The sequence below is a fragment of the Pseudochrobactrum sp. B5 genome (genome assembly GCF_001939785.1).
Taxonomy (GTDB): Bacteria; Pseudomonadota; Alphaproteobacteria; order Rhizobiales; family Rhizobiaceae; genus Pseudochrobactrum; species Pseudochrobactrum saccharolyticum.
This window is the reverse complement of the sequence record NZ_MOYL01000001.1, coordinates 1,205,571-1,224,011: the sequence shown is the minus strand read 5'-3', so window position 1 is coordinate 1,224,011 and position 18,441 is coordinate 1,205,571. Positions and strand designations below refer to the sequence as shown.

Annotated in this window: 15 protein-coding genes; 6 read left to right on the top strand and 9 right to left on the bottom strand. The window is 52.8% G+C overall.

The features are described from left to right. Positions 1-109: 109 nt before the first annotated feature. The 3 genes from BKD14_RS05420 to BKD14_RS05410 form a co-directional block, all read right to left on the bottom strand. Positions 110-1,048: a cytochrome c gene (locus BKD14_RS05420; RefSeq protein ID WP_075654536.1), complete on the bottom strand. Its 939-nt coding sequence runs from the start codon at positions 1,046-1,048 to the stop codon at positions 110-112. 147 nt (positions 1,049-1,195) lie between these two features. Next, entirely contained in the window at positions 1,196-1,630 is a 435-nt protein-coding gene (locus BKD14_RS05415) for a cytochrome c (RefSeq protein ID WP_022710045.1), read from the bottom strand. Between the two features lie 177 nt (positions 1,631-1,807). Beyond that, positions 1,808-2,404: a superoxide dismutase gene (locus BKD14_RS05410; RefSeq protein ID WP_022710046.1), complete on the bottom strand. Its 597-nt coding sequence runs from the start codon at positions 2,402-2,404 to the stop codon at positions 1,808-1,810. Positions 2,405-3,030: 626 nt separating this feature from the next. Here BKD14_RS05410 and BKD14_RS05405 point away from each other — a divergent pair. Next, positions 3,031-3,741: a L,D-transpeptidase gene (locus BKD14_RS05405; RefSeq protein ID WP_075654535.1), complete on the top strand. Its 711-nt coding sequence runs from the start codon at positions 3,031-3,033 to the stop codon at positions 3,739-3,741. Between the two features lie 57 nt (positions 3,742-3,798). Here the strand turns inward: BKD14_RS05405 and BKD14_RS05400 are convergent, their stop codons facing one another. Continuing rightward, complete coding sequence (locus BKD14_RS05400) at positions 3,799-5,304, bottom strand: helicase HerA-like C-terminal domain-containing protein (RefSeq protein ID WP_075654534.1); 1,506 nt, start codon at positions 5,302-5,304, stop codon at positions 3,799-3,801. A 225-nt stretch (positions 5,305-5,529) separates the two neighbouring features. On the opposite strand from BKD14_RS05400, the gene BKD14_RS05395 reads away from it, so the two are divergent. Next, positions 5,530-5,892 (top strand): hypothetical protein, encoded by a 363-nt coding sequence (locus BKD14_RS05395; protein ID WP_022710049.1) that lies wholly within the window; start codon positions 5,530-5,532, stop codon positions 5,890-5,892. A gap of 48 nt (positions 5,893-5,940) precedes the next feature. Here BKD14_RS05395 and BKD14_RS05390 read toward each other — a convergent pair whose 3' ends face one another. Then, positions 5,941-7,227, bottom strand: coding sequence for an MFS transporter (locus BKD14_RS05390; RefSeq protein ID WP_075654533.1), 1,287 nt, complete (start codon positions 7,225-7,227; stop codon positions 5,941-5,943). A 278-nt stretch (positions 7,228-7,505) separates the two neighbouring features. Between BKD14_RS05390 and corA the strand changes: the two genes are divergently transcribed. Continuing rightward, the gene (corA, locus tag BKD14_RS05385; protein ID WP_022710051.1) at positions 7,506-8,504 is read left to right on the top strand and encodes a magnesium/cobalt transporter CorA; all 999 of its coding nucleotides are present in this window, start codon (positions 7,506-7,508) and stop codon (positions 8,502-8,504) included. A gap of 18 nt (positions 8,505-8,522) precedes the next feature. On the opposite strand, the gene BKD14_RS05380 is transcribed toward corA, so the two are convergent. Together BKD14_RS05380 and BKD14_RS05375 are read right to left on the bottom strand one after the other, a co-directional pair. Continuing rightward, entirely contained in the window at positions 8,523-8,993 is a 471-nt protein-coding gene (locus tag BKD14_RS05380) for a GreA/GreB family elongation factor (protein ID WP_075654532.1), read from the bottom strand. A 114-nt stretch (positions 8,994-9,107) separates the two neighbouring features. After that, positions 9,108-10,136: an asparaginase gene (locus BKD14_RS05375; protein ID WP_075654531.1), complete on the bottom strand. Its 1,029-nt coding sequence runs from the start codon at positions 10,134-10,136 to the stop codon at positions 9,108-9,110. A gap of 203 nt (positions 10,137-10,339) precedes the next feature. On the opposite strand from BKD14_RS05375, the gene betI reads away from it, so the two are divergent. The 3 genes from betI to betB all read left to right on the top strand — a co-directional run bounded on the left by betI (position 10,340) and on the right by betB (position 14,249). Then, on the top strand, positions 10,340-10,948 hold the full coding sequence (gene betI, locus BKD14_RS05370) for a transcriptional regulator BetI (RefSeq protein WP_075654530.1): 609 nt from the start codon (positions 10,340-10,342) through the stop codon (positions 10,946-10,948). Between the two features lie 10 nt (positions 10,949-10,958). Beyond that, positions 10,959-12,608 carry a choline dehydrogenase gene (gene betA / locus BKD14_RS05365; protein ID WP_075654529.1) on the top strand — a complete coding sequence of 550 codons (1,650 nt, stop codon included), beginning with the start codon at positions 10,959-10,961 and terminating at the stop codon, positions 12,606-12,608. A 177-nt stretch (positions 12,609-12,785) separates the two neighbouring features. Next, entirely contained in the window at positions 12,786-14,249 is a 1,464-nt protein-coding gene (gene betB / locus BKD14_RS05360; RefSeq protein WP_075654528.1) for a betaine-aldehyde dehydrogenase, read from the top strand. Positions 14,250-14,296: 47 nt separating this feature from the next. Here betB and BKD14_RS05355 read toward each other — a convergent pair whose 3' ends face one another. Further along, positions 14,297-16,663 (bottom strand): heavy metal translocating P-type ATPase, encoded by a 2,367-nt coding sequence (locus BKD14_RS05355; protein ID WP_075654527.1) that lies wholly within the window; start codon positions 16,661-16,663, stop codon positions 14,297-14,299. Between the two features lie 58 nt (positions 16,664-16,721). Then, the gene (locus BKD14_RS05350) at positions 16,722-18,383 is read right to left on the bottom strand and encodes an FGGY-family carbohydrate kinase (protein WP_210215501.1); all 1,662 of its coding nucleotides are present in this window, start codon (positions 18,381-18,383) and stop codon (positions 16,722-16,724) included. Between the last annotated feature and the right edge of the window lie 58 nt (positions 18,384-18,441).

The following is an 18,441-nucleotide window of genomic DNA, read 5'->3' as shown; positions in this document are numbered from 1 at the left end:
GCGGCAATTCCATTCTGTCCGACAGAAATATGCCGACCGGCACGATCATGCTAATGGACAATAACCAGTTTAAATAATGACAAAGCCGTGAGGCAGAAACACGGTTAACCTATTGAGAAACATAACCATCTTTATGGGCAGGAATGGCTTTGAGATAAGCGGCAATTGCCTCGCGGTCAGAAGCCTGAAGCTTTGAAGTATTGGCAATAACATCGGTCATTGACCCGCCCATCGAGTCAAAATCCGGTGTAAATCCGCTTTCCAGACCATAGGCAATGTCACCAGCACTCCAGCCGGAAATACCGCCCTCACCGCCTGTGATATTCGGCACGATGCCGCGCTTTCCCTGACTGTCCGTTTCTGCCGAAACCGCACCTGCCAGCCATTGTGCTGTATCAGAACCGCCAAATGCATTACGCGGCGTATGGCATTCGCCGCAATGCCCCATGGCTTCTACAAGATATTGTCCGCGCTGCAGCTGCGCATCAGGATTATTCAGCTGAACGGCAGGCGCATCATTCAGATAAAGCATTTTCCAGAGGCCAAGCCCGCGGCGCACATTGAACGGAAAGCCAAGCTCATGCGGTTTTGATGCTTCATCAGAAGCCGGCAGGATTTTCATGAAGGCATAAAGATCCGCCACATCCTGCAATTTCATGCGGGTATAGGATGTATAAGGAAAAGACGGATAAAGGTGTTCTCCGTTGCGCCCAGTACCTTCCAGCATGGCATCGGCAAATTCGGCCAATGTCCAGTCTTTGATACCGGCAGCAGACGGTGAAATATTCGGTGCAATGAAAGTCCCGAAATCGGTTTTCAGCTCATGCCCGCCGGATAAAACCAGCTTGGCATCGCCTGTTGCTCCCGGAGCCGCATGGCATGAGGCACAGCCGCCTGCATAGAAAACCTGTTCGCCGTTTTTGACATCCCCTGCCGCCAGCTTGTCCAGCGCGGCGCGGTCAACATGCACAGGCTGCGTCAGAAACCAGAAAACACCGGCACCTGTTACAGCACAAAGCAAAGCTGCGGATATCAATTTACGTTTCATATCAAATTCTTACCCTGTTAAAGCGCAAGGAATAATCTGCGCAGCGCCTGTAATATTTCCAATATGATTTCAGACTGAAAATATTGATCGCTTTAAATGAACGCACATCCCGAAACAATTTTCGGGATGTGCTTCAGGCTAAGCCTGTTATTTCTTGATGCGGTAAGCCTGATGGCATGTGCCGCAGCTTGCGCCAACATCTTTCATGCTCACACGCAGTGCATCAACATCCTGCGGCTTGGCATCCGCTGCGGCTGCAGTCGCTGTACGGAATTTTTCAATTTCAACTTTAAAACCAGCTTCATCTTCCCAGATTTTAGGTGCAGCAGCAGTATCGCCGCTTTCCGAGCCCTTAGGGAACAGCTTTTCTGCATCCATCTTGATGGCATCTGCTTTCAGCTGCTCAAGCGCGGCCTGAACGGCTTCTGCTTCAAACGGCTTTTCGCCTTTCATAATTGGTCCCAGCACGCCCATTGAGCGGCCGACATCTTTCATCAGCGCCTGACGGTCAGTCACCGGTGACGCTGAAGCCGCACTTGTCAGCATGAATAAAGCAGAGAAGATTGCCAAAGATTTTTGCATGAACAGCGTCCTTTAATCGCGAATATGAGTTTCTTTGAATATTGCAAGCACAATACTCAATTTAGAATGATTATAGTAATGCGATTTAGAATATCTATAAAAACGTCAGTTCATCAGATTAATTTTTTGTAACAATAAAAAAGCCTCCCGAAGGAGGCTTTTCATCAGGCCGAATTATTAAGCTTTTTCGTAAAGCTCAAGCACATAATCCCAGTTGATCATGCTGTCGACGAAAGCTTCCAGATATTTCGGACGCGCATTGCGGTAGTCGATGTAGTAGGAATGTTCCCATACGTCGACGCCGAGAATTGGTGTCGCGCCGTGTACCAGCGGGTTTTCGCCGTTTGGTGTTTTGGAAATTTCCAGCTTGCCGTCTTTAACCGACAGCCATGCCCAGCCCGAACCGAACTGACCGGCGCCAGCCGCGATGAAATCTTCACGGAACTTGTCGTAGCCGCCGAGATCGGATTTGATTGCAGCTTCCAGCTTAGCAGGCAGTTTGTTGCCGCCGCCGTTTTTCTTCATCCATTTCCAGAAGTGGATATGGTTGTAATGCTGGCCGGCATTGTTGAAGAGTGCCTGATTTTTGCCGTAGCTTTCTTTAACTACGTCTTCAAGGCTCTTGCCTTCCAGACCCGAACCTTCAAGCAGCTTGTTGCCGTTGGTTACATAGGCCTGATGATGCTTGTCATGGTGAAACTCAAGGGTTTCACGGGACATATAAGGGGTAAGCGCATCATAGTCGTAAGGCAGAGCAGGCAATTCAAAAGCCATGGTGTTTCTCCTCTTGGTGTGGGCGGCTTCAAGTTTCCGCCACCCAAATTCTTCATGCCTGTATTACATAGGCCGACACAGGCACGCGGGCAATGCAGAGAACGACAGTTCTGCGAAAAATCACGGAAATTTTAAATTATTATCACATCAGACTGTGGGTAAGCGCCCTGTCAAAGCTGCAATAAAACCAAACAATTACATCACAACCGGTTTTCATAAGAGCGACAATGGCTTAAGCGACCATCAGTGAATGTCAGCGCATTGTATAAACCCTAAACTGTGCAGTAATAACATAACACTTCCTGTTGCAAGACAGCAACAGATATATAAGCATCCGTGTAATCTTAAAAATTCATAAGTTCTTAGCCATATTGTGGCAATTTTTGACCAGCTTTATGCAGGGATGTTCTGCCGGAATCCTAATCATATTTTCATCAGCGTAATTCTCGGCAGATCCATCTTTCCGGCCGTCAGGCCATTATACCGTTCCGTCCCTCGCCCTTACGGCGCTGATTGAACGGCTCTGTCGGGTCGTGTCTGAATATGTTGTTTACGCAGTCTTATGCGCTGCATGTATCAGACACACACTCATAATTTAAAAACGTTCTGAAAAGACTGGTTTAAATATGGAAAATTCTTTCTCCCGCCGCTCTTTCATGTCGGCGCTGTCGGTCACAGCCGCTGCCGGACTGGCAGGCTGTACGCAGATCAGCCGTAATATTCCGGTGATCGACATGACCGGCGGTCCGGCTCCGATCGCCCCACCGATCAATAATGGCGGCGCAACCGGCCCTTATGCCAGCATGTATGCGGCGGTTGAAGATGAAGGCTATTCAATTCCTGCTGTACCATTTCAGAAAATTGATCCGAAATATTACCGCCAGCTCGTTCAGGACCCGACCGGTGAAATGCCGGGTACCGTGGTTGTCGATACCGCGAACCGCTTTCTCTATCTGGTGATGCAGGATGGTCAGGCACTGCGCTACGGCGTGGGTATCGGCCGTGCAGGCTTTTCATGGTCAGGCCGCGCTCTTATTCAGTGGAAGCGCAAATGGCCGCGCTGGACACCGCCGGATGATATGATCGGCCGTCAGCCGGAACTGGAAAAATACAGCGCCCGCAATGGCGGTATGGCACCGGGACTGACCAATCCGCTTGGCGCACGCGCTCTGTATATCTTTAAGGACGGTGTTGATACGCTTTATCGTATCCACGGCAATCCGGAATGGTGGTCGATCGGTAAAGCCGTTTCGTCCGGCTGTGTCCGCATGGTCAATCAGGACGTGATCGACCTCTATGACCGCGTACCGAATAAAACACCAATTCTGGTTATGTAATTGATATCAATTAAAAAGGCGGGTTGCACAGCAGCCCGCCTTTTTCTTATAGTTCAATCAGCGTTTGAAACCGCCCAGAATGCCACGCACAATGGCTCGGCCGAGCGAATTACTCACAGTCCGCACCACGCTTTTCACTGCGGTTTCCGCAACAGTCTGACGGCTGCCGCGTTTGCCGCCGCCAAGGGTGGATGACAGATAATCTGTCCAGCTACCGCTATCCTGCTCCGCCTGTTGCTGCTCGACTGTAGCGACTTTTTCCTGCGCGCGTTTCTGCAGAATTTCAAAGGCAGATTCACGGTCAATTGCGCGGTCATACTGACCGGATACCGGACTGGTTGCGATCAGCTTCGCCCGCTCATCCGCTGTCAAAGGCCCGATCCGCGATGCAGGCGGGCGCATCAAAGTGCGCTGCACCATCGAAGGAATGCCTTTTGCCTGCAAGGTTGAGACCAGCGTCTCACCGGTTGACAATAACGTAATCGCTTTGAATGTATCGAAATCCGGATTAGGACGGAATGTATCCGCAGCCGTTTTAACCGCCGCTGTCTCGCGCGGCGTATAGGCACGCAGCGCGTGTTGCACACGATTACCGAGCTGTGCCAGCACAACTTCCGGCACGTCCAGCGGATTCTGCGTCACAAAATAAACACCCACGCCTTTGGAACGGATCAGGCGCACAACCTGCTGAATACGATCCAGCAGAGCCTTTGGCGCCTCATCAAACAGCAAATGCGCTTCATCAAAGAAGAACACCAGACGCGGCTTTTCCGGATCACCAACCTCCGGCAATTGTTCAAACAGCTCCGACATCAGCCAGAGCAGAAATGTGGAGTACAGCCGCGGGTTCATCATCAGCTTGTCAGCGGCCAACACACTGACAAGACCGCGCCCGTCGGTGGTTGTGCGCATCAGATCAGAAATACTCAGCGCAGGTTCACCGAAAAAGAACGTGCCGCCCTGTTGCTCCAGCACCAGCAGCGAGCGCTGAATTGCACCGACAGATGCCTTGTTGATATTGCCATATTGGATGGAAAGTTCAGGCGCGCGCTCAGCCACATGGGTCAGCAGCGACTGTAAATCCTTCATATCAAGGAGCAGAAGCCCCTCTTCATCCGCCACACGGAAAGCAATATTCAGCACACCTTCCTGCGCGTCCGTCAAATTCATCAGGCGTGCCAGCAGCAATGGCCCCATTTCGGAAATGGTAGCGCGGATCGGATGCCCCTGCTCGCCGAAAATATCCCAGAAGATTACCGGTGTCGCATGCATGTCATAAGGATCAAGGTGAATCTCCTCGGCACGTTTTACCGAGAAATCATTCTTCTCGCCGATAGCAGCAATACCGGACAAATCACCTTTAATATCCGCGCAGAAAACCGGCACACCGGCTGCGGAGAAAGCCTCAGCCATAACCTGAAGACTCACAGTTTTACCCGTACCGGTAGCGCCGGTCACAAGCCCGTGCCGGTTGGCATATTTCAGCGCCAGTTCTTCCGGTTGCTGGTAACTATTATCCGGTTTACGGCTGGCACCCAGAAAAATGCTTCCTTCAGCAGGCATAGACATACTCCTCATCCGTTCATTCTCACGCCGAATAATCTGAGCCACGGCACAAATCATTATAATCTATAATCGTCCTGTAACATCAGAACAATATTCTACGACCTGTTCACCGGTTATTTCCCGCCTGTTCATTGCATTTTATGATACACCGACATCAGAGCAGGCTTGATTTCATCACGGCAGAGTGCTTATTACGTAAACGTCAATTTTTGGGAGACTATCATGGAAGAGCTGATTTCACGTATTACCAATAATGTTGGTGTTGATAGCGCCACAGCAGAAAAAGCTGTCGGCCTGATCCTTGCCTTTCTCGAAAAAGAAGGCCCGCAGGATAAAGTCGGCGCGCTGATCGCCGGAATTCCGGGCGCACAGGAACTGATTGCCTCGGCAGATAAAGGCGGCTTCCTCTCCAATATGATGGGCGGCGTTATGGGTCTTGGTTCCAAGCTGATGGGCGCAGGCCTCGGCATGGGTGAAATCACCGGCGTGGCGAAAGAAACCATTGCTTTCGCAAAAGAAAAAGCCGGTGCGCAGACCGTTGATGATGTTGTGAATTCTATTCCGGGTCTCGGCCAGTTTATCTGAGGTCACCACCTCAGCAAAAAGCCCCTCTTTCGAGGGGCTTTTTTTTATTTACTCACTGTCGGCCTGCACATGCAGTGCCCGCCCTGCTCCCCAGCCATTCCATGCCGCCACAAGACCGATAGCCACAAACAGCATGGCACTGGCCGTGTAAGTTCCGGTCAGATCATGGATAATGCCGATCAGCAGCGGCACAACCGATGCAATCATATAACCGACAAATTGCACCATGCCGGACAGATGCGATGCCACGCGCGGATTTGGCGAGCGCAGCACGATTTCGGTCATAGCCGCAGCAATCAGCCCGCCAAGACCGATGCCTTGCAGAACCGCCCAATACCAGACCGACCAGAGCGGCATAAACAGCATCGCCAGCATGGCGATGGTCGCAAAAGCGATCAGTATCACATTCAAAAGGCTCTGATTGCGTGAACGCACGGCAATTGTCGGCACAACCAGACAGGCAATCAGCTGCATGCCAATGGAGACGGAAACCACAGCACCAGCCGTAATACCGTCCAGTCCGCGCTCACGCAGGATCGGCGACAGCCAGCCAAACACGGTGAAAGCCAGCGATGACTGCAAGCCCATGAAGAAGGTCAACTGCCATGCGATTTTATCACGCCACAATCCGGTGACTTTGCTTTTATTGGCCGCCCGCTGATGTTTCACACGCCATGTCAGCACACCCCAGAGTATACCGACGATCAGTGCCGGAACCGCCCACAGGCTCAGCGCCTGCTGCCATGAATTATCAAGCGCCCTGTAAACCGGCAAAGTCACAGCAGCGGCAATTGCCGCGCCGCCGCTCAGTGCCATAGTATAAAAACCGGTCAGCAAAGCTGCTTTGTCCGGAAAGTCACGTTTCACAATGCCGGGAAGCAACACATTGCAGGTTGCAATACAGGCTCCTGCCAGCACAGTACCGGCAAACATCAGCGTAACCGGTCCGGTGCCGCGCAGGAATGTACCAAAGGCCAGCAGCAATACCGCCAGCAACAATGTACGCTCCATGCCGATACGCTCACCAAATTTAGGAGCCAGAGGCGCGAAAAAGCCCAGACAAAAAACCGGTAAAGTCGTCAGCAGCCCTGCAGTCAAAGAGCTGATACCAGTAGAGGCAATAATTTCAGGCAGAAGCGCTGAAAAACTGGAAAATAACGGACGCAGGTTCAGGGCAATCAATACCAGACACAGGCCTGCAAGCAGACGATAGACCGGTGTCATGCCGTGATGCGCAGATGATGCCGGTTTAGACTGAACGGGCTGTGAAATTGCTGTTTCAGTTATCGTGTGCAGATTACCTTCAGCCAGCAGCGGCTCGCCCGTAACAGACATGAAATTACTATTCCTGTTTTTCTTCAGAGCATCATGCACCCGTTCGGACACAGAAAGGACACTCTGAATTATTGAAACTATGCACCGCGCCTTGCGAAAACCGGTTCCGGTTTATGCGCCGGTGCTATAGTCCGTTATTTGAACTCTGATTGATATATCTTTAACCGTGGGATGTGTCCACAGCAGGCGGAGATATGTCACCGGCATCGACATGCCTTATTTACATATATACGGCTATAGTGCTGTTTCATTTTATTGACAGGGATTTTTGAGCAAAGATGCTGACTGTATATTATCGCAACGGCGACCTTCTCATTCCGGTTGAACCTGCAACGCAGATTACAGACGATCTTTTGCAAAAATCACTCTGGATCGATCTGGTCAATCCGACTGCCGAAGAGGAAAGTCAGGTTGAAAAATGGGCGAATATCCCCATCCCGACACGGGAAGATATGGGAGAGATTGAAGAATCCAGCCGGTTTTACAGTGAAAACGGCGCGCAATATCTGACAGCGCCATTCCTGCATCTTGCAGAAGATGACCACCGGATTGTCAGCCCTGTCACTTTCATTCTGACGGATAAACTGCTCATCAGCGTGCGCTATGCGCAGCCAAAATCCTTTGTGCTCTATGTCGCACGCACAGCTAAAAGCGGCAACGGCCTGATTAACAGCCGCACCAACAGCCTTTGCGTTTTGCTTGGTATTATCGAGACCAATACCAACCGGCTGGCGGATTTCATTGAAGGGGTGAGCGAAAAAATCGACAATGCGTCACACCGCATTTACCGCCGCCCTGATAACAAACGCCCGATGTCGACCCAGAATTTCCGCGAAATCCTCAATGAAATCGGTGCCCATGGTACGTTTCTCTCAAGGATGCGTGAAAGCCTGTCAGGCATTCGCCGGTTGCTGGTCTATATTACTGCTAACAGTTCCCCCAAGACGCAGGCCAAAGATACCCGTGCATGGCTGAAAACACTGGAACGCGATACGCAGTCGCTTGAGAATTACGTTGATTTTCTCAACAACAAAATCAACTTCCTGCTCGATACGATTGTCGGGCTGATCTCGGTTGAACAAAACGCGATTATCAAAATCTTCTCAGTGGCAGCCGTCGGCTTCATGCCGCCGACACTGATCGCTTCGATCTATGGCATGAATTTTAGCTTCATGCCGGAGCTCTCAGAAAAATGGGGCTATCCCGCAGCACTGGGGCTGATGGTTATCTCTGCGCTGATCCCGCTTTACTTCTTCCGCAGAAAAGGCTGGCTCTGAACAGAGCCGGCAACTTATCTATTTGATGGCTTTAAAGCTGATAATCTCCAGCTCGCGGCCATTCACAGTCACCAGATCACCCTTACCCTTGCCAAATAGTGCAACAGCAAGCGGTGAGATGTGAGAAATCGTACCCTTAGACGGGTCAGCCTCATCCTCGCCGACAATCATCCAGCTCTGTTGACGGCCGTCTTCATTCTCAACAGTGACCTGCATACCAAAGCGGATCACTTCACCGTCTTTATCGGCCAGTGTCAGTTCTGCATTCTCCCGCCGCGCTGTCCAATAGCGCAAATCGCGGGAGACATGAGCAATTGCGGCCTTGTCCCCGCTGGCTGTTGCCTGCCCCAGTTCGGTTTGCAGGCGTGACAATTCAGCCTCAATCAGCTTGAGGCCGTTTTGAGTAACCAGATTGCGGTGGTGACTGACCGGACGTTCCACCAAACCGGAAGGAACATCGTCCTGTTCTTTTGTAAAAGCTCTGCTCATAATTTAAAGGTAGGAAGTAACCACAACAAAAGCAAGCTGTACGAAAAAACAATTAAGCCACACATCTTTATGATGCGCGGCTTAATTATTAAATACTTATAGTATTTTTCAGCATCAGAAAGAAACAGCTTTCAGTCCATCAACCAGAGCGGACGATGGTGCAATATAACCGAAATCAATACCGTTCCAGTTACTCATACGGCGCGTTGCACGAGCTTCCAGTTTACCGGACAATTCTGCATCTTTGGCAAAAAGCTGTGCCAGCAAACGTGTCACCATCACTTCTGCCGCACGGGTGGCACCATCATCGCATTTCATGGCAAAGCCTACACCCAGTTCAGGCACGGCACCGCAGAACACACCTTCCGCACCGGTTTTTACGAAAATACGACCAGGTGCCAGTTCCATCAGCTCAGTACAGGCACGACGACTACCGGCCACATAAAACGGTGCTGCCATGCAGGCGTCTAACAAGCGCTTGGCGGCTTGTGCACGCACAGGTGCCAGACCTGTACCGGTTGCCATACGGGCAAAACCACGTGCCATAGCATCAAGACCAATGGCATAGGTCGGGATGGAACAACCATCGGTGCCATATTCATCAGCATTATGCACCGCGCCGGTCACTTCCTGCATGGTTTCACGCACAATGGTCTGAATTTGTGAACTAGCCTGCACATAGCCTTTGACCTTCAAACCCATATGGGCGCAGGTGCAGAGAAAACCGGCATGTTTACCGGAGCAGTTATTATTGAGTGCTGTCGGCTCCTTGCCACTGCGGGCAACTTCGATCAGTACTTTCTGGTCAGACGGCCAATGGGCACCGCATTCCAGATCTTCACAGGACAAACCGGCTTTCGCCAGCATCGAAGCGGCACGCGCCACATGTTCCGGCTCACCGGAATGGGAAGCGCAGGCCATGGCCAGTTCTTCATTGCCAAAACCATAGGCATCAGCGGCACCGCTCTCTACAAATGGCAGCGCCTGAATCGCCTTGATCGCCGAACGCGGATAGGTCGGGCGTGTTACATCACCGATGTTCAGAACGGTCTTACCGTCACCATCGAACAGCGCCAATGCACCGCTGTGGCGGCTTTCCACCACCTGACCGCGCACAACTTCAACCAAAACCGGATTTGCCATTTTAAAACTCCGCATCATTCACTGCCGATGCTCTAGCAAAATAGTCTTATGCCGTCAAAACGCATCCACCTCGTCAGTCAACGGATTTTCTCATTTTATAATCACGTCATAGTATTGAAATAAAACAATAATAAACTCTTGATTGACTGATCAATCAATAAAAACGATAATCAACCCAATCCAAACAATTTTGTGAGACAGACATGCCTAAGATAGGAATGGAAGAGCTGCGCCGGAAAGACCTGATCTCGGCTGCCATTCAGACAATCGGTGAGCGCGGTTCACTGGATGTAACGGTTGCGCAGATCGCTCGCAAAGCCGGTGTGTCAGCAGCGCTCGCGCATCACTATTTCGGCGGTAAAGATCAGTTGCTTTTAGCCACGATGCGTCATTTGCTGAGCGAACTCGGCTCTGATTTGCGCCTCGCCTTACAGGCAGCAGACAGCCCGCGTGCAAGGCTTTCCGCAATTATCAGCGTCAACTTCTCCGCCTCACAGTTTGCCCATGAAACGATTGCTGCATGGCTCACCTTCTATGCCCATGCCCAGCAATCTCTGGAAATGCGCCGTCTGTTGCGGATTTATGCCCGCCGCCTGCATTCCAATCTGTGCTTTGCACTGGAGCAACTCACAGACAAACAGACCGCGCAGCATATTGCTGAAGGTACCGGTGCCCTGATCGACGGCCTTTATATCCGCCACGCGCTGGGTGCCGATGCACCGGAAGCGCCAAAAGCCATTGCACTGGTCGAGGATTACATCACCGTGCAACTGGCGCGCGCGCCATCCAACCCATCCCGCAACCGGCATTAAGGAACCCACTATGGAAGCAGATTTCGTTATCATCGGCTCCGGTTCTGCCGGTTCTGCTATGGCCTACCGCCTGTCGGAAGACGGCAAGCATTCTGTTATCGTTATCGAATATGGCGGCACCGATATAGGGCCGCTAATCCAGATGCCTGCCGCTCTGTCTTTCCCTATGAATATGTCTACCTATGACTGGGGGTTTAACACCGAGCCGGAGCCGCATCTGAACGGCCGCCGTCTGGTTACCCCGCGCGGCAAAGTTATCGGCGGTTCATCTTCCGTCAATGGCATGGTCTATGTGCGCGGGCACGCCAAAGATTTCGACCATTGGGCTGAGAGCGGCGCCAGCGGCTGGTCTTATGCGGATGTGCTGCCTTACTTCAAGCGCATGGAACATTCTCATGGCGGTGAAGAAGGCTGGCGCGGTACCAATGGCCCGATGCATGTGCAGCGCGGCAAGCGCAGTAACCCGCTGTTCAAAGCTTTCAACGACGCTGGCAAACAAGCTGGTTTTGAAACAACAGATGACTATAACGGCTCGAAACAGGAAGGTTTCGGCCCGATGGAACAGACCATCCATCATGGTCGTCGCTGGTCAACGGCCAATGCCTATCTGCGCCCTGCCCTTAAGCGCCGCAATGTGACACTGGTCAATGCTTTCGCCCGCAAAGTGGTGATCGAAAATGGCCGCGCGACCGGCGTTGAGATCGAAAAATCCGGCACAGTTAGTGTTATCAAAGCCAAGCGTGAAGTGATTATCGCCGCTTCCAGCATCAATTCGCCAAAACTGCTGATGCTTTCCGGTATTGGTCCTGCGGAGCATCTGCGCGAACACGGCATTGAGGTCGTGGCAGACCGTGCCGGTGTCGGCGCGAATTTGCAGGATCACATGGAAGTCTATGTGCAGCAGGAATGCCTGCAGCCAATTACGCTTTATTCCAGCCTCAACCTGTTTTCCAAAGCGCGTATCGGTGCGGAATGGCTGTTCTTCAAATCCGGTCTCGGCGCGACCAACCATTTTGAAGGCGCGGCTTTTGTGCGCTCAAGCGCCGGTGTGGAATATCCGGATATCCAGTTCCACTTCCTGCCGGTTGCCATCCGTTATGACGGTAAAGCAGCAGCAGGCGGCCACGGTTTTCAGGCGCATGTGGGGCCGATGCGCTCCAAGTCGCGCGGCTCGGTCACGCTGCGCTCCAGTGATCCGAAAGAGAAGCCGAAAATCCTGTTCAATTATATGTCGCATCCGGATGACTGGCGCGACTTCCGTCATTGCATCCGCCTGACCCGCGAGATTTTTGGCCAGCAGGCTTTTGACCCATATCGTGGCCGCGAAATTCAGCCGGGTGACGATCAGGTCACAGACGAGCAGCTGGATAATTTCATTCGCGACCATGCGGAAAGTGCGTTCCATCCATGTGGCACCTGTAAAATGGGTTCAGTCAACGACCCGATGGCTGTGGTTGATCCGGAATGCCGTGTGATTGGTGTTGAAGGTCTGCGCGTGGCTGACAGTTCAATTTTCCCGCGCGTGCCTTACGGTAATCTCAACGGCCCGTCGATCATGACCGGTGAGAAAGCTTCAGATCATATTCTTGGCAAAACACCGCTGCCGCGCTCAAACCAAGAACCGTGGATTAGTCCGCGCTGGCAAGTCTCCGATCGCTAAGAGCATGCTAAAAACCGCCATGCCGGTCTGCAAATGGCATTTTCTGCGCTTCCGGTACTCATGTACACGACAGGTACATTGCGTTCCGGTTCTCGAAAACACCCTTTTCGCCACGGCCTGACAATTTTTGAGCTATGCTCTAATTCATAAAGTTCTAAGAATTTAAAGGAATTTCCCATGCGTGCACAGCCGCAAGCCTCACATTTTATCAATGGTCAGTTTGTTGAAGACACGACAGGACGTGCTTTTGATGTGATCTATCCTGCCACCGGCGAAGTCATTGCCCGCCTGCACGGCGCGACACAAGCCATTGTCGATCAGGCTGTTGAAGCCGCTGCCAAAGCGCAGGTTGAATGGGCGAAACTCAAGCCTGTTGAACGTGGCCGCATCCTGCGCCGTGCCGCAGACCTGATGCGCGAGCGCAATCAGGAATTGTCGGAACTGGAAACACTGGACACCGGTAAGGCCATTCAGGAAACTCTGGTAGCCGATGCGGCTTCCGGTGCCGATGCGATGGAATATTTCGGCAGTGTGATCTCCGGCTTCAATGGCGAGTTTGTCGAACTTGGTGGGCCTTTTGCCTATACCCGCCGCGAAGCACTGGGCGTTTGCGTTGGTATCGGCGCATGGAATTACCCGATCCAGATCGCCTCGTGGAAATCAGCCCCTGCTCTGGCCATGGGCAATGCGGTGGTGTTCAAGCCATCGGAAAATACACCACTATCAGCTCTGGCACTCGCACAGCTCTACAAGGATGCCGGTCTGCCGGATGGGCTTTTCAACGTGGTTCAGGGCTTTGGTGATGCAGGCGCGGCACTCATCAGCCACCCTAAGGTTGCCAAGGTTTCGCTCACCGGCTCCGTGCCGACAGGCAAGAAGATCATGGCGCAGGCCGGTAGCGAGATGAAACAGGTCACCATGGAACTCGGCGGCAAATCTCCGCTGATCGTGTTTGACGATGCAGATCTGGAAAATGCTATTGGCGGCGCGATGCTCGGCAATTTTTACTCCACCGGTCAGGTTTGCTCTAACGGCACCCGCGTTTTCGTGCATGAGGCTGTTGCCGAGCACTTTGTGAGCCGTCTGGTTGAGCGCACCCGCGCTATTCAGATCGGCGATCCGCTTGATCCGAGCACGCAGATGGGGCCAATGGTGAGCCTTGCCCAGCGCGACAAGGTTTTGTCCTATATTGAAAAGGGCAAGGCTGAAGGTGCTAATCTGGTTTGCGGCGGTGGCGTGCCTGCCTTGCAGGGACTGGAAAACGGTTATTATATCGAGCCGACGATTTTCACCAATGTCAGCGATGATATGAGTATTGCACGAGAAGAAATCTTCGGCCCTGTAATGAGCATTCTGACCTTTAAAGACGAAGATGAAGTCATCGCCCGCGCCAATGATACGGAATTCGGCCTTGCTGCCGGTGTATTCACCGCAGACAGCGCCCGCGGTCATCGTGTGATTGCAGCACTCAAAGCCGGTACATGCTGGATCAATGCCTATAATCTGACACCGGTAGAAGTGCCGTTCGGCGGCTATAAAAACTCCGGTATCGGCCGTGAGAACGGCCTCGCCGCCCTCTCCCATTACAGCCAGATCAAAACGGTCTATGTGGAAACCGGCAAGGTCGATAGTCCTTACTGAGATTGTTTCAAGCGAAATAAAAAGCGGGCAAATGCCCGCTTTTTTGTTTAAAGTTTTAGAGCCCTCAACCGCAATGAATTGGCAATCACTGAGACCGAGGACAAGCTCATCGCCGCTGCTGCAATCATCGGCGACAATAAAGTACCGGTAAACGGATAGAGCAACCCTGCGGCCACCGGAATACCCAGTGCATTATAAACAAAAGCAAAGAACAGGTTTTCCTTGATATTGCGGATTGTCGCCTCTGCCAGATGATGCGCACGGGCTATGCCTGTGAGATCGCCTTTGAGCAGCGTAATCCCTGCACTTTCCACAGCCACATCAGCGCCCGTGCCCATAGCAATACCCACATCAGCGGCGGCCAGTGCCGGTGCATCATTCACACCATCCCCCGCCATTGCAACTTTCTTGCCCTGTTTGTGCAACTCATCAACCAGTGCTTTTTTATCTTCCGGCAGCACATCAGCACGCACATCATCAAGACCGAGTTTTGCCGCCACAGCTCGCGCCGTGCGTTCATTATCACCGGTTGCCATAATGATTTTCAAGCCGCGCGCATGGAGTGTGCGGATGGCTTCTGCCGCTGTTTCCTTAATCGGATCAGCCACAGCAACCAGACCTGCCAGCTTGTTATCAACGGCAACAAACATCGCGGTCTTACCTTCTGCCCGCAATGTATCGGCCTGCGCCTGAATGGCGGCAATATCCAGCCCCATATCCTGCATCATCGCAGGATTGCCAAGCGCAACTGCCCGCCCTTTTACCGTACCGGCAACACCTTTACCGGTAATCGCCTCAAATTCATCCACATTATCGGTCTTCAACCCTTTTGCTTCGGCACCGGCAACAATGGCTTCCGCCAGCGGATGTTCCGAGCCTTTCTCAAGGCTCGCGGCCAGTTGCAACAGGGTGTTGTCGTCGATACCGGAAACTGCCACCACATCCGTCAGCTTCGGACGACCTTCTGTGAGTGTGCCTGTTTTATCAACGATCAGCGTATCAACCTTCGCCATACGCTCTAGCGCCTCGGCATCCTTGATAAGCACACCAGCCTGTGCGCCGCGTCCTGTTGCCGTCATAATAGACATTGGCGTTGCCAATCCCAGCGCACAGGGACAAGCGATAATCAGCACCGAGACCGCCGCAACAATGGCATAGATCATGCTCGGCTCCGGCCCCCACAGCGCCCAGCCGATAAAGGACAGGAGTGCAACGACAATAACCATCGGTACAAAATAGAACGAAATCCGGTCAGCCAGTCCCTGAATAGGCGCACGGGAACGCTGGGCTTTGGCCACCATGTCCACAATCTGCGACAGCATGGTTTCTGCGCCGATTTTCTCCGCCTGCATGACCAGCGAACCGTTTTTATTCACGGTGCCACCGATCACTTTATCGCCTTCGGTCTTTTCAACCGGCACCGGTTCACCGGTAATCATCGCCTCATCAACGGAGGAGCGGCCTTCCACCACGACACCATCTACTGGCACACTGTCACCGGGGCGGATACGTAACTTGTCACCGGTCTGTACTTCATCCAGTGGCACATCGGCTTCACTGCCATCAGCCGCAATACGGCGTGCAGTTTTCGGTGCCAGATCAAGCAAAGCGCGGATCGCCGAACCGGTACGCTCGCGAGCGCGCAGTTCCAGCACCTGACCGAGAAAGACCAGCGTAACAATAACCGCTGCGGCCTCGAAATAAACCGGAACCGAACCGCCATGACCACGGAAGGAATGCGGGAACATATCCGGAAACAGGATTGCAACCACGCTGTAAAGATAGGCGGCTCCGACACCGATCATAATCAGCGTCCACATATTCGGGCTGCGGTTTTTAAACGAGTCGATCCCGCGCTTGAAAAACGGCAGCGCCGCCCAGAGCACTACCGGTGTCGCCAGTATAAACTCCAGCCAGACCGTTCTTTGCTCCCCGATCCACTCACGGATCGGCAGACCAAGCATCGGCCCCATAGTGACAATCAGCAAAGGGATAGAACAGATCGCACTCACCCAAAAGCGGCGTGTGAAATCCACTAATTCAGGGTTAGGCCCGTCATCAAGCGACGGCATAACCGGCTCCAGCGCCATGCCGCAAATCGGGCATGAGCCCGGTTCATCGCGGATAACTTCCGGATGCATCGGACAAGTATATTGCGCCCCTTTAATTGCAGGTGCGGCAGCAGATTGCGCGGTAAGATATTTCTCGGGATCAGCTTTGAATTTGCCGTGGCAACTATCTGAGCAGAAATGATATTCATGCCCCTTATAGGTCATGTGCGGTTTTCCGGCGGCAGGATCGACCATCATCCCGCAGACGGGATCTTTCACTTTATTACCATGATCATGGTCGCCGTGATGATGCCCGTGATGCGCATCACCGGCATGGGTCGTATGCGATGCAGTATGCTTCATAAGAATCTCTCCTGCCTGTCAATTAACAGGCAGGATAAAGGTTCCCACTATAGCAAGGTCAAGCTATAGATTCAGCTTCTTCCTCATCGTCAGCAACCGGATTTTCATCCATCAGTTCTGCGTAATCGGCATAATCCATCTGCATACGGCGATAAACCAGATATTTCGCATCATGATAGCCAGCGATTGCACCGGTGCGTGGCTCCAGCACTTCACCCTTGCCGCTCATTGCCGCCATTGCCTGCGGTAGGTCCGCAAAGTCACTGCTGGCAACAGCACCAAGCATGGCAGAACCCAGCAGCACCGGTTCGGCCTGTTCCGGCACCAGCACGCGGCAACCGGTGGCATCCGCATGTTCGCGCAAATAAAGCTGATTACTCGCCAGACCGCCGGAGACCACCAGCGTATCAATCTCCATGCCCTCATGGCGCATTTCTTCAAGAATATGCCTTGTGCCATAGGCCAAAGCCTGAATGGTGGCGAGATAATCCAGTGCCAGATCATCCAGTTCGTGATCCAGTGTCAGGCCGACAATCGCGCCTTTGCGCCAGCTTTCCGCCAGCGGTGAGCGGTTGCCGTGGAAATCCGGCTGCACATGACGATGACGGGTCAGAGTAGCCGTTTCTTCAGCCATTTTGGCCAGATGCACATCCAGCAGATTAGCAATGCGCTTGCCCGGATTTTCTGCTGCCAGTTTAACCGACACCGCATGACGTGCAATCACCGCGTCAATCAAAGCACCTGCTGCTGACTGGCCACCTTCATTTGCCCAGAGATCAGGTAGCAGAGCCGAATAATATGGCCCCCAAATACCGGAGACGAAAACCGGCTCCTTGCTCAGAGCAATATGGCAGGTTGAGGTACCGGCGATCAATGCCAGACGTTGCTCCGTTGCACTCACACCGGCACTGTCCTCAACGGCCAGCGTGCCGAGCGCACCGGAATAGGCATCGATCAGACCGGTGGAAACCGCGATACCGGCTTTAAGACCAAGCTCCGTTGCGGCCTGTTCAGACAATTGTCCGGCCAGTTCACCGGCAGCACCAAAACGATTGCCGATGGCTGCAAAATTGTCGTCACCCAGTTCTTCAAGGCCGATATTCTCAAGGAACGCACTGTCCCAGCCCTCTCCGGCTTTGCCCCGATCGCCGAGATAAGTCCATTTGCAAACCGGTGAGCAAAGCGAGCGCATATCGGTGCCGGTCGCGCGATGCACCAGCCAGTCCGGCAAATCCCAGAAAGCCGCGGTCTGTGTCCAGCTCTGCGGCAGTTCACGCTTGAACCAGCGGATTTTCGGCAGTTCCATTTCCGGCGACATACGACCACCGACATGGTTCAGCACCTTGCCACCAATTTCGGTAATCTCTTCGGCATCATTGATCGCGCGGTGATCCATCCACAGGATCACATCCTGATCCGGCTCGCCTTTCGGGCTGACAGTGACCGGCTTGCCTTCCGCATCCGCAACAACCAGCGAACAGGTGGCATCAAAGCCGATACCGGCAACACTGTCAGCAGCGATCGCGGCTTCGGCCATTGCATTTTTCACAGCCTTGCAGATTGACGCCCAGATATGCGCCGAGCTTTGCTGCGCAAAATCCGCCTGCGGGCGAAAGGTTTCAATGGCGCAGGCTGCAGTGCCCAGTAACCGGCCTTTGCTGTCAAAAATCCCTGCTCTGGCGCTGCCGGTTCCGACATCAATTCCAATATAGTGGCGCATCATCAATCCTCATGCACAGAAGAAAACTTTGATTCCGTGCTTACAACAATTTCATGAC

Excerpts from the sequence above, each read along its gene's own strand:
- BKD14_RS05420 (WP_075654536.1), bottom strand. The coding sequence starts at position 1,048 with ATGAAACGTAAATTGATATCCGCAGCTTTGCTTTGTGCTGTAACAGGT.
- betB (WP_075654528.1), top strand. The coding sequence starts at position 12,786 with ATGCGTGCACAGCCGCAAGCCTCACATTTTATCAATGGTCAGTTTGTT.
- BKD14_RS05400 (WP_075654534.1), bottom strand. The coding sequence starts at position 5,304 with ATGCCTGCTGAAGGAAGCATTTTTCTGGGTGCCAGCCGTAAACCGGAT.
- BKD14_RS05405 (WP_075654535.1), top strand. The coding sequence starts at position 3,031 with ATGGAAAATTCTTTCTCCCGCCGCTCTTTCATGTCGGCGCTGTCGGTC.
- betI (WP_075654530.1), top strand. The coding sequence starts at position 10,340 with ATGCCTAAGATAGGAATGGAAGAGCTGCGCCGGAAAGACCTGATCTCG.
- corA (WP_022710051.1), top strand. The coding sequence starts at position 7,506 with ATGCTGACTGTATATTATCGCAACGGCGACCTTCTCATTCCGGTTGAA.
- BKD14_RS05415 (WP_022710045.1), bottom strand. The coding sequence starts at position 1,630 with ATGCAAAAATCTTTGGCAATCTTCTCTGCTTTATTCATGCTGACAAGT.
- BKD14_RS05410 (WP_022710046.1), bottom strand. The coding sequence starts at position 2,404 with ATGGCTTTTGAATTGCCTGCTCTGCCTTACGACTATGATGCGCTTACC.
- BKD14_RS05375 (WP_075654531.1), bottom strand. The coding sequence starts at position 10,136 with ATGGCAAATCCGGTTTTGGTTGAAGTTGTGCGCGGTCAGGTGGTGGAA.
- BKD14_RS05395 (WP_022710049.1), top strand. The coding sequence starts at position 5,530 with ATGGAAGAGCTGATTTCACGTATTACCAATAATGTTGGTGTTGATAGC.
- BKD14_RS05355 (WP_075654527.1), bottom strand. The coding sequence starts at position 16,663 with ATGAAGCATACTGCATCGCATACGACCCATGCCGGTGATGCGCATCAC.
- BKD14_RS05350 (WP_210215501.1), bottom strand. The coding sequence starts at position 18,383 with ATGCGCCACTATATTGGAATTGATGTCGGAACCGGCAGCGCCAGAGCA.
- BKD14_RS05380 (WP_075654532.1), bottom strand. The coding sequence starts at position 8,993 with ATGAGCAGAGCTTTTACAAAAGAACAGGACGATGTTCCTTCCGGTTTG.
- BKD14_RS05390 (WP_075654533.1), bottom strand. The coding sequence starts at position 7,227 with ATGTCTGTTACGGGCGAGCCGCTGCTGGCTGAAGGTAATCTGCACACG.
- betA (WP_075654529.1), top strand. The coding sequence starts at position 10,959 with ATGGAAGCAGATTTCGTTATCATCGGCTCCGGTTCTGCCGGTTCTGCT.